Source organism: Pseudolysinimonas sp. (assembly GCF_031389465.1).
GTDB lineage: Bacteria > Actinomycetota > Actinomycetes > Actinomycetales > Microbacteriaceae > Pseudolysinimonas_A.
In genome coordinates, this window is record NZ_JANMSQ010000265.1 from 1 (window position 1) to 6,778 (window position 6,778).

Sequence of the window (6,778 nt, forward strand, 5' to 3'; positions counted from 1 at the left end):
GCACTTGACACGCACACCGCGTCGTACTCACGGATGAGGCGATGACACCCTGCGGACGCCGACGACGTGACGGGGCCGGGCACCGCACCAAGTGGGCGCCCGAGCTGGGCGGCGTGCCCCGCGGTGTTGAGTGATCCCGACCGCCAGCCGGCTTCGACGACGACCGTGGCCCGGGCGGCGGCCGCGATGAGCCGATTCCGTTGGAGGAAGCGCCACTTCGTCGGTGCCGTACCCAGGGGCACCTCCGACACGACGGCGCCGCGATCTACGATGCGGGTGAGCAGCGTCTCGTGGGCGCTCGGGTAGAAGCGGTCGACTCCCCCGGCGAGAAAGGCGACGGTCGATCCGCCACTCGCCAACGCCGCCCGATGGGCAGCACCGTCGATACCTAAGGCCGCCCCCGAGATGATCGCGAAGCCGCGGTCGACGAGCCCGCTCGCCGCTTCGATCGTGACGTGCTCGCCGTACCCGGTCGCAGCCCGCGCGCCGACCATCGCGATTGAACGATCGAGTCTGCCCAGCATCCCGGCGTCGCCGCGCACCCAGAGCGCCGGCGGCGCGTGAATGCCGAGATCGTCGAGGCCACTCGGCCACTCCGGGTCGCCCGGGATCACCAGGCGCGCTCCGAACCGCGCCGCCTGCCGGAGGTGCAGCGGAATGTCGACCTGCCGGATGCGGGGACGCCAGCGGTCGACCGCCTCGGCGAACGACCCGCCGGCGAGATCGTCGAGCGCACCCGCGACGGTGCCGGTCGCGAGAAGCTCGATAGCCCGAACTGCACCGACGGCTGCGATGAGTCGGCCGGCGTCGGCATCCCCGGGCTCGGCGATCGCCGACCAGCGCGCCCGCGCGAACCGCTCGGCAATGCCGTCGCGGTCGAGATCGCGCTCAGGGGCGACGGCGCGCACGAGCACAGCAGCCTCCGACGGCGGGATGGGGGCGCTCACGCGACGGCCCTCCGTAACAGCAGCGCCCGGCCGACGTGGCCGGCATCGGGGCGCGGAGTGTCGTCGAGGTCGGCGAGAGTCCACGCCATCCTCAGCACCCGGTCGTAGCCGCGCATCGTGATCCCGCCGCGCTCCAGAGCTCGGTCGAGTGCCGCCGTCGCGCCGCGCGCGGGCACACCGGCGGGAGAGCGCAGCCACGTTCCCGGAACGTTGGCGTTGAGCCGCCACGGCGTCGCGGCTAGCCGCTCTCCCGCGACTGCGCGCGCCCGCTCGACCCGGTCGCGCGCGGTGCGGGTGTCGACGCGGTCGCCGTCACCCGCTGTGCGCAACTGCGCCGCCGTGATGCGTTCGACGCGCAACCGGATGTCGACCCGGTCGAGCAGCGGACCGGACAACCGCCCGAGGTAGCGGCGCTGCGCGAACGGCGTGCACAGGCACTCCTGGTCGCGGGAACCCGCATTGCCGCACGGGCAGGGGTTCGCCGCGAGCACGAGCTGGAACCGTCCCGGGAATCTCGCCGTCCCGGCCGCGCGCGACACCGTGATGACGCCCGACTCGAGCGGCTGCCGCAGGGCGTCGAGCGCGTGCGGCGAGAACTCGGGTGCTTCGTCGAGGAAGAGCACCCCATGAGCCGCACGCGCCGCAGCACCCGGCCGCAGCACCCCGCTGCCGCCGCCGACGATCGCCGCCGGGCTCGCAGTATGGTGCGGGGCCTCCAGCGGCGGCCGGGTGACGAGCCGCGCGCCGACCGGCAACCCCGAGAGCGACCGCAGCGACGAGACCTCGAGCGCGGCATCCACCGCTAGGTCGGGCAGGATGCCGGGCAGCCGGCTCGCGAGCATCGTCTTGCCGGCACCCGGTGGGCCCAGCAGGAAGAGGTGGTGGCCTCCCGCCGCCGCGACTTGCAGAGCTTCCACGGCATCCCGGTTGCCGACGACATCAGCGAGGTCGCCGTCATCGCGAGCGCCCTCGGCCGCGAGCGGCGGGAGCAGCAGCGGCTCAACCTCGATCGGCTCAAGAGCGGCTCCGTGCCAGATTGCGGCATCCCGCACCGACGCCACCGCGACCACGGCGATCCCCTCGACGAGCGCGGCCTCGGCCGCGTTGCCCGCCGGCACGAGAACCGTACGGAAGCCTGCCCGCGACGCCGCCAACACCGACGGCAGGATGCCGGGAGTCGGCCGCAGCCGCCCGTCGAGCGCGAGCTCGCCGAGGTGCATGACGCGGTCGACACTCTCTCCCGGCACGACGCCGTCGGCCGCGAGCGCCGCCATCGCGATCCCGAGGTCGAACGCGGTGCCGTGTTTGGGCAGCGCGGCCGGGGAAAGGTTGATCGTCAACTTGCGGTGGGTGATCGGGCATCCCGCATTCGCTGCCGCCGCTCGCACCCGTTCGCGAGCCTGACCGAGGGCGAGATCGGGCAGGCCGATGAGCACGAACGCCGGGAGGTGGTTCGAGATGTCGGCTTCGATGTCGACGACCGTGCCGTCGAGCCCCAGGAGCGCGATCGCGTGGGTGCGGGCGACGCGCGTCAAAAGATGCCTTCGAGATGCTCGATGCTCGCGGGGGCGTCGCGCGGGGCGATGACCCCGATCGCGTCGATCCGCAAACGGTTCGCGCGGCGCACCGGTCCGCGCGCGGCGAGCCAGGCCGCAGCGAGCCGACGCAGTCGCGAGAGTTTGCCCGGCGTGATCGCCTCGAACGGATGCCCGTACTTCGTCGAGGTGCGGGTCTTCACCTCGATGAAGACGAGCGCCTCACCGTCGAGCGCGACGAGGTCGATCTCACCCTCGGGGCACCGCCAGTTGCGGTCGAGGATCTCGTACCCCCGGCTCGTGAGCGCCCGTTCCGCAATGCGCTCACCACGCCTGCCGAGTTCGTCTTTCGCCGCCATACGGAGAGGATCGCCAATCCCACGTCGCTCCACGTCACCGGCGTCGTGTTCTCGGGAGCCGGTGGCTGAGTGGCTCCTGGGGAGGACCGCGTGATCAGCTCCGCTACAGGTGGGGGCGCATCCGCTCCTCGAGCAGCTCGATCAACGCCGGCTCCATGTACTCGTACCGGTCGGGGATGTCGAGGCAGACGACACGGGTCCCGCCGAGCGCGCGGGCGTACCCGCGCCGGAGATTGGTGCGGTGCGCCTTCTCCATCACGACGACGAGGTCCGCCCAGTGCAGCTGATCTCCCGAGAGACGCACGTCGGCATCCGGTGCCAGCCCGGCCGAGTCGGTCTCCACACCGGGGCGACCGGCGAACACGCGCTCCGCGGTCGGGCTGCGAAGGCGGTTGCGGGCGCAGACGAAGAGGATGTTGAGCACTGCTACTCGTCGAGCGCGAGTTCCTTCGGAAGCTCGAGATCTTTGTCGGCACGCTCTTCGACATTGACGTCTTTGAAGGTGAGCACACGCACGCTCTTTACGAAGCGGTCGGAGCGGTAGACATCCCAGACCCACACGTCGTTCATCGTGAGCTCGAAGTAGAAGTCGTGCTCGGTGTCTTTGCGCTCGAGCGTGACCTCGTTGGCGAGGTAGAACCGCCGCTCGGTCTCCACGACGTAGCGGAACTGGCCGACGATGTCGCGGTACTCCTTGTAGAGCGCCAGCTCGACCTCGCGGTCGTAGTCCTCGAACTCGTCCTCATCCATTCCGACGAGTCTACGTCGCGCGGCTATGCGCCGAGGGCGTCGAGGTCGAACAGTCCGGGCTGTTTGAGCCAACTCCAGCGGTGGAGGGGGCTCGCGCCGACGCGTTCGATGCCCGCGTAGTGCTCGGCGCTCGCGTAGCCCTTGTTCGACGTCCACAGGTAGCCGGGATGCACGGCGTCGCTGTCGATCATCAGCCGGTCGCGGTGCACTTTCGCCAGAACGGATGCCGCCGCGACGGCCGCGCAGGTGCGGTCGGCTTTCACCTTCATCGTCACCGGGATCGCCCCGTTGATCGCCGGCGTGAGCCAATCATGCGACCCGTCGAGCAGCACGACCGCACCGGTCAGGTCGACACCCTCCTCGCGGATCGCGTCGATCGCCCGGCGGGCGGCGAGCCCGAGCGCGGCGATGATGCCGATCTGCTCGATGCGCTCGTTCGACGCCAGCCCGACGGCCGCGTGCCGGGCCCAGCGGGCGACCTTCGGCTGCAGTTCCTCGCGTTTGGCTTCCGCCAACAGCTTCGAATCCTTGAGTCCCTCGGGGGCGGTGCGGGTGTCGACATCCACGATGCTCAGCCCCACCGCAACCGGGCCAGCGAGCGCGCCGCGACCCACCTCATCCATACCGATCACCAGCCGCGCACCCTCGCGCAGCAAGATGCGCTCGTGCCGGAGGGTGGGGACGGACGAGACCACGGTCAGCCCGTCGGACTCGCGCCGGGATCTGGTTCGCCGTCTTGCGGCGTGCCTGCGCCTTCGTCGACGCCCGAGAAGACGATCGGGTAGTTGTCGAGCCAGGTCCAGCGGTCGATCGGCCAGGAGACCAGGATGGCGCGGCCGACGACGTGATCGAACGGCACGAAGCCCTTCGTCGGACCGTCCTGGTTGTACCGGGAATCCTTCGAGTTGTAGCGGTTGTCGCCCATCACCCAGAGCGAGTCCTCGGGTACCGTGACCGCGAAGTCGTCGCGCGAGACCTTGGTGACGCCATCGGGAAGTGTCACGTACAACCCGACCTCGTCGAGCGGCACGCCGTTCACCGTCATCTGCCCGAACTCGTTGCAGCACGCCACCTCGTCGCCCGGCAGACCGATCACCCGCTTGATGAGGTGGTCGTTCGAGTCGGGGGCGGTGAGTCCGATGATCGAGAGCAGCCAGTCGAAGAACTCGACGACCGGGTTCTGCTCAACCTCGGGAACCGGGGCGAGCCAGCCGCCCGGGTCGCGGAACACCACAATGTCGCCACGCTCGATCGGCATGACGTTCGGCACCAGCTCGTTCACGATGATGCGGTCGTTGATCTGGAGGGTCTCCTCCATCGACTGCGACGGAATGTAGAACGACCGGATCAGGAAGGTCTTGATCAGGAACGAGATGACAATCGCGGCCAGCAGGATGAGGGCGACATCGCGCAGGAAAGCCCGCCAGCCGCGGAGCTTTTCGCGCTTGCGACGCGTCGGCTTTTCGTCGGTCGCGTCGACCGTGGAGTCGGGCGCGGAAGCCGAGTCGAACTCGGCGGGCGCGGTGCCCTCGTGCGCCGGCGGCGCATCCTGCTCTGTCATGTCACCCCTGGGTTCCGTGACAGCATATGTCGCTCAGGCGCACCCGCCGTACGACTCGCGCGGCGCTCTGCCGTTCACGGCAGAGTCGCGCTCACGCGACTCAGGCGTCGCGCTTTTCCTTGATCTTCGCCTTCTTGCCGCGAAGGTTGCGCAAGTAGTAAAGCTTCGCCCGACGAACGTCACCGCGGGTGACGATTTCGATGTGGTCGATGACGGGCGAGTGCACGGGGAACATGCGCTCCACGCCGACCTGGAACGAAACCTTGCGCACCGTGAACGTCTCGCGCACGCCCTCGTTCTGGCGGGCGATCACAACGCCCTGGAACACCTGAATACGCGAGCGCGTGCCTTCGATGATGTTCACGTGCACCTTGACGGTGTCACCGGGGCGGAAGTCGGGGATGTCCGACCGGAGAGAAGCGGCATCGACGTCGTCGAGGATATGCATGGGAAATCGCTCTCTGCGACCGCCTCAGATCGGGCGCGGTGTCAGTGGTGTGGAATCGAGGTCGTGCCCCGGCCGAACGCGGAAAACGCGGCGGCAGGCACTCGGTGGTTCCTCTGAGGCAGAACCGTGCCGGGCACAAACGACCATCTTGCCATAGCGCGACGGTTCGGGCCACCTGACGGCGCACGGCATCCAGCTAGGCTTCTGCGGTGATCGAACTGCGCACCCCGGCCGAGATCGAGCAGATGAAGGCCGCCGGCTCCTTTGTCGCCCGTGTGCTGGAGGCGACTCGAGACGCTGCCGCTGTCGGCGTGAACCTTCTCGACCTCGACACGCTCGCGCACGACATGATCCGTGCCGAGGGTGCGGAAAGCTGCTACATCGACTACCACCCGTCGTTCGGCGGCTCGCCGTTCGGCAAAGTCATCTGCACGTCGGTCAACGACGGGGTGCTGCACGGACTCCCCCACGACTACGTGCTTCAGGATGGCGACCTGCTGTCGCTCGACTTCGCAGCCAACGTCGACGGCTGGGTTGCCGACTCGGCGCTCTCGATCGTCGTCGGGTCGGCGCGTCCCGCGGACCTTGCGTTGATCGCCACCACCGAGAAGGCCCTCGCCGCCGGGATCGCCGCCGCGGTCGTCGGGAACAAGATCGGCGACATCTCAGCAGCGATCGGCGACGTCGCACACGACGCCCGGTTGAAGGTCAACCTCGACTTCGGCGGCCACGGGGTCGGCCGCATCATGCACGGCGACCCGCACATCCCCAACGACGGGCGGGCGGGGCGCGGGCTCGCACTGCGGCCCGGACTGGTGTTCGCGATCGAGCCGTGGTTCATGCACGGCACCGACAAGATCTCCACCGACGCCGACGGCTGGACCCTGCGCAGCAAGGACGGCTCTCGCGGAGCACACGCGGAGCACACCGTCGCGATCACGGAGTCGGGCCCGCTGGTGTTGACCGCTCGCTCGTCTTAGTCTGCTCGTCGGCGGACGGCAACAGGTCGGGACGGATGCGGCGGGTGCGTTCCAGCTGCTGCTCGCGGCGCCACGCGGCGATCGCACCGTGGTTGCCGCCGAGGAGCACGGGTGGGGTTTCGAGTCCGCGCCAGACCGCGGGTTTCGTGTAACTCGGATACTCGAGCAGCCCGTCTTCGTGGCTCTCCTCGACGAGAC

General features: G+C 69.3%; 9 protein-coding genes and 1 pseudogene. 1 reads left to right on the top strand and 9 read right to left on the bottom strand.

Features of this window, described 5'->3' with window-relative positions:
* The 8 genes from dprA to rplS all read right to left on the bottom strand — a co-directional run.
* On the bottom strand, positions 1–947 hold a 947-nt coding region (dprA, locus tag RMO30_RS10605; RefSeq protein ID WP_397427927.1), incomplete at its 3' end, for a DNA-processing protein DprA.
* On the bottom strand, positions 944–2,482 hold the full coding sequence (locus RMO30_RS10610; RefSeq protein ID WP_309713080.1) for a YifB family Mg chelatase-like AAA ATPase: 1,539 nt from the start codon (positions 2,480–2,482) through the stop codon (positions 944–946). The genes RMO30_RS10610 and dprA, both read right to left, overlap by 4 nt.
* Positions 2,479–2,841: a YraN family protein gene (locus RMO30_RS10615; protein ID WP_309713083.1), complete on the bottom strand. Its 363-nt coding sequence runs from the start codon at positions 2,839–2,841 to the stop codon at positions 2,479–2,481. Before RMO30_RS10615 ends, RMO30_RS10610 begins: the two co-directional genes overlap by 4 nt.
* A 103-nt stretch (positions 2,842–2,944) precedes the next feature.
* Positions 2,945–3,265, bottom strand: coding sequence for a low molecular weight protein tyrosine phosphatase family protein (locus RMO30_RS10620; RefSeq protein ID WP_309713086.1), 321 nt, complete (start codon positions 3,263–3,265; stop codon positions 2,945–2,947).
* Between the two features lie 2 nt (positions 3,266–3,267).
* Positions 3,268–3,591, bottom strand: coding sequence for a DUF2469 family protein (locus RMO30_RS10625; RefSeq protein WP_191281646.1), 324 nt, complete (start codon positions 3,589–3,591; stop codon positions 3,268–3,270).
* Positions 3,592–3,614: 23 nt separating this feature from the next.
* Entirely contained in the window at positions 3,615–4,286 is a 672-nt protein-coding gene (locus RMO30_RS10630) for a ribonuclease HII (protein ID WP_309713092.1), read from the bottom strand.
* 2 nt (positions 4,287–4,288) lie between these two features.
* Positions 4,289–5,152, bottom strand: a complete 864-nt coding sequence (lepB, locus tag RMO30_RS10635; RefSeq protein ID WP_309713094.1) for a signal peptidase I — start codon at positions 5,150–5,152, stop codon at positions 4,289–4,291.
* A 100-nt stretch (positions 5,153–5,252) separates the two neighbouring features.
* On the bottom strand, positions 5,253–5,600 hold the full coding sequence (gene rplS / locus RMO30_RS10640; protein ID WP_309713097.1) for a 50S ribosomal protein L19: 348 nt from the start codon (positions 5,598–5,600) through the stop codon (positions 5,253–5,255).
* A gap of 209 nt (positions 5,601–5,809) precedes the next feature.
* Here rplS and map point away from each other — a divergent pair, with 209 nt between their 5' ends.
* The gene (gene map, locus RMO30_RS10645; protein WP_309713100.1) at positions 5,810–6,580 is read left to right on the top strand and encodes a type I methionyl aminopeptidase; all 771 of its coding nucleotides are present in this window, start codon (positions 5,810–5,812) and stop codon (positions 6,578–6,580) included.
* Here the strand turns inward: map and RMO30_RS10650 are convergent.
* Positions 6,537–6,778: pseudogene (locus tag RMO30_RS10650) on the bottom strand (hypothetical protein); the annotation flags it as partial. The gene map and the pseudogene RMO30_RS10650 sit on opposite strands and share 44 nt — an antisense overlap.

What these genes read in the sequence shown, in the direction of transcription:
- RMO30_RS10615 (WP_309713083.1), bottom strand. Translation starts at nt 2,841, where the DNA reads ATGGCGGCGAAAGACGAACTCGGCAGGCGTGGTGAGCGCATTGCGGAA.
- RMO30_RS10625 (WP_191281646.1), bottom strand. Translation starts at nt 3,591, where the DNA reads ATGGATGAGGACGAGTTCGAGGACTACGACCGCGAGGTCGAGCTGGCG.
- lepB (WP_309713094.1), bottom strand. Translation starts at nt 5,152, where the DNA reads ATGACAGAGCAGGATGCGCCGCCGGCGCACGAGGGCACCGCGCCCGCC.
- rplS (WP_309713097.1), bottom strand. Translation starts at nt 5,600, where the DNA reads ATGCATATCCTCGACGACGTCGATGCCGCTTCTCTCCGGTCGGACATC.